This window comes from Haladaptatus sp., from assembly GCF_049589095.1.
Classification (GTDB): Archaea; Halobacteriota; Halobacteria; order Halobacteriales; family Haladaptataceae; genus Haladaptatus.
In genome coordinates this window covers 1-1,995 of record NZ_JBAWAC010000455.1, presented here as the reverse complement: position 1 = coordinate 1,995, position 1,995 = coordinate 1, and the positions used below count along the sequence as shown (strand labels likewise).

The following is a 1,995-nucleotide window of genomic DNA, read 5'->3' as shown; positions in this document are numbered from 1 at the left end:
GGTCTCGTCCGACCCGTCTCCTTCGATGACCTCGAATCCGTCATCGCGCGCTCGGTTCACTTTGTCCGGGTCGTCCTCCACGATAACCACCTCGTGACCCTCCTCGGAGAGGATTTGGGAGGTCCGTATTCCCACACGTCCGTACCCCACGATAACAAATTTCATGAGTTCGAATAGCACGGCAGGGACAAAAACGTTGGTGTCAGAATTATGATTACATGATGGGTATGTGACGTGACCGCTTTCGCTCTGTATTCGATGAATGTATGAGAATCGTCATGCTCCCACGGCGAACCGGCCGCTCGAAAACAAAAATCGAGGAAAGCCTAGGCCGGGATTTGAACCCGGGCTCTCGTCCTTACCAAGGACGCGCTTTACCGCTAAGCTACCCAGGCGCAGGCATTCATTTCTACACGCCGAACTGGGTTTAGGCGTTTCGATTCGCGTCAGGGATCGGTGGCCGATGAGGTGGTCTCATCGAACCAGTTTGGATGTCGTCCTGACAGCTTCGTCAGCATATCCACAGCCTCGTCGAACAGTAGTTCGGTCGAGTTGCGATTGGCGACCGACGTCGCCAGTTGCTCGGCGTATCGTCGGATTCCGGTCGGGACCTCGTGGCCTGCCGCCGTCGTTCCGGCGACCATGGCGAGTTCGAACACGTCCGTTTCGAGCGCGTGTTCGGTCCGCCGTTCGGTCTGGTCCCGACCGAACGATTTGACGGTTCGAACGGCCGTATCGGCCGCTTCCGTTCGTGCCAACAGAGAAAATCCGCGGGAGACCATCACGTCCGCCGCCAGAACGGCGATGTTGCTCTCGATGCACGGTTGCTCCCCGTTCCACGGTTCGTCGCGTGCCAACGTGCGTGTGAGTCCCAATCCTTCGTAGATCAGTTGCACGCCCGCGGCACGGGCTTCGACGTCGCCCCTCTTGGCACCGCTCTCGACAGCTCGCGCGCTTAACAACGTCACCACCCCCGGAACGACCGTCGAGGACTCCAGTAGCCCATCGATGTGGTCGCGGAGGTGCGCTGGCGTAATGTCTTCGATAGCCTCGCGCGCAGCCCCGCGCGCCCGGACGGCCTCTTCCATTGTCGGAACTTACGACGGGACAGCCAAAGACCTTTGGAAAGCGTCTCCAACTGGACAGCATGATTCGCATCACCGACGAGCCGAAACTTAGAATCGTGACGATCGACCGTCCGAAGCGTCGAAACGCGCTCACACCGGACGGACTCGACGCGCTCTCCTCGGCGGTCCGAGAAGCGACACAACCGGTCGTCTATCTCCGCGGCGCGGACGGGGCGTTCTGCGCCGGGGCCGACCTCGACATCGTCGCGTCGTTGGATCAGGAGTCGGCGGAGGAGTTCGCGAGCCACGGTCAGCGGGTCGCAAACGACATCGAAGGGAGCGATAGCGTCGTCGTCGCCGGAATCGACGGTCCGGCGCGCGGGGGAGGCGTCGAACTCGCGCTGGCGTGTGATCTCCGGGTGGCGACGTTCGACGCGACGTTCGCCGAACCCGGCGTCCGCCTCGGAATCTTCGGCGCATGGGGCGGGACGACCCGACTCCCCGAAATCGTCGGCATGGGTGACGCGCTCGACATCGCGCTCTCGGGCCGCGTCCTCTCGGCCGAAACGGCCCATCGAATGGGGCTCGTTTCACGCCTCACGGAAACGCCGCGCGCCGTCGCCGACGAACTCACGGAGAACGTCCCGGCGGCGCTTTCGGTCGTCAAGGAACGAGTCCGCGATGGATCATCGACCGAGGTTCAACTGGCGTGCGAGGCGGAAGCGTTCGGCGAACTCGTCGCCGCGAACGTCGATAGCATCGCAGAAGAGCGGGAGTAGAAGCGAGAAGATAACGGAAATCGGTCGATTTGGCCTCGTAGTCGCTGAAGTGATCATCCGCGGGAGTGAACTCCAAAACAGTGACCCATCGTCGACTCAGAGTGAGTAACTAGTGGGCGGTATCGCTGTACCGGCGTACTAAGATACAC

Annotated in this window: 3 protein-coding genes and 1 tRNA gene; 1 reads left to right on the top strand and 3 read right to left on the bottom strand. The window is 61.5% G+C overall.

Going from position 1 to position 1,995, the window contains the following annotated elements; translation table 11 throughout:
- From WBV42_RS14295 to WBV42_RS14285, 3 genes are all read right to left on the bottom strand, one after another.
- Positions 1 to 165: NAD-binding protein (locus WBV42_RS14295; RefSeq protein WP_423986626.1), on the bottom strand; the 165-nt coding region annotated here is incomplete at its 3' end.
- A gap of 158 nt (positions 166 to 323) precedes the next feature.
- Positions 324 to 395: transfer RNA gene (locus WBV42_RS14290), tRNA-Thr, on the bottom strand.
- A 51-nt stretch (positions 396 to 446) separates the two neighbouring features.
- A complete protein-coding gene (locus WBV42_RS14285; protein WP_423986625.1) occupies positions 447 to 1,088 on the bottom strand; it encodes a DUF7114 family protein in 642 nt (213 codons plus the stop codon).
- A gap of 59 nt (positions 1,089 to 1,147) precedes the next feature.
- Here WBV42_RS14285 and WBV42_RS14280 point away from each other — a divergent pair, with 59 nt between their 5' ends.
- Positions 1,148 to 1,846: an enoyl-CoA hydratase/isomerase family protein gene (locus WBV42_RS14280; RefSeq protein WP_423986624.1), complete on the top strand. Its 699-nt coding sequence runs from the start codon at positions 1,148 to 1,150 to the stop codon at positions 1,844 to 1,846.
- The last annotated feature ends 149 nt before the right edge of the window (positions 1,847 to 1,995 follow it).

What these genes read in the sequence shown, in the direction of transcription:
- WBV42_RS14285 (WP_423986625.1), bottom strand. Translation starts at nt 1,088, where the DNA reads ATGGAAGAGGCCGTCCGGGCGCGCGGGGCTGCGCGCGAGGCTATCGAA.
- WBV42_RS14280 (WP_423986624.1), top strand. Translation starts at nt 1,148, where the DNA reads ATGATTCGCATCACCGACGAGCCGAAACTTAGAATCGTGACGATCGAC.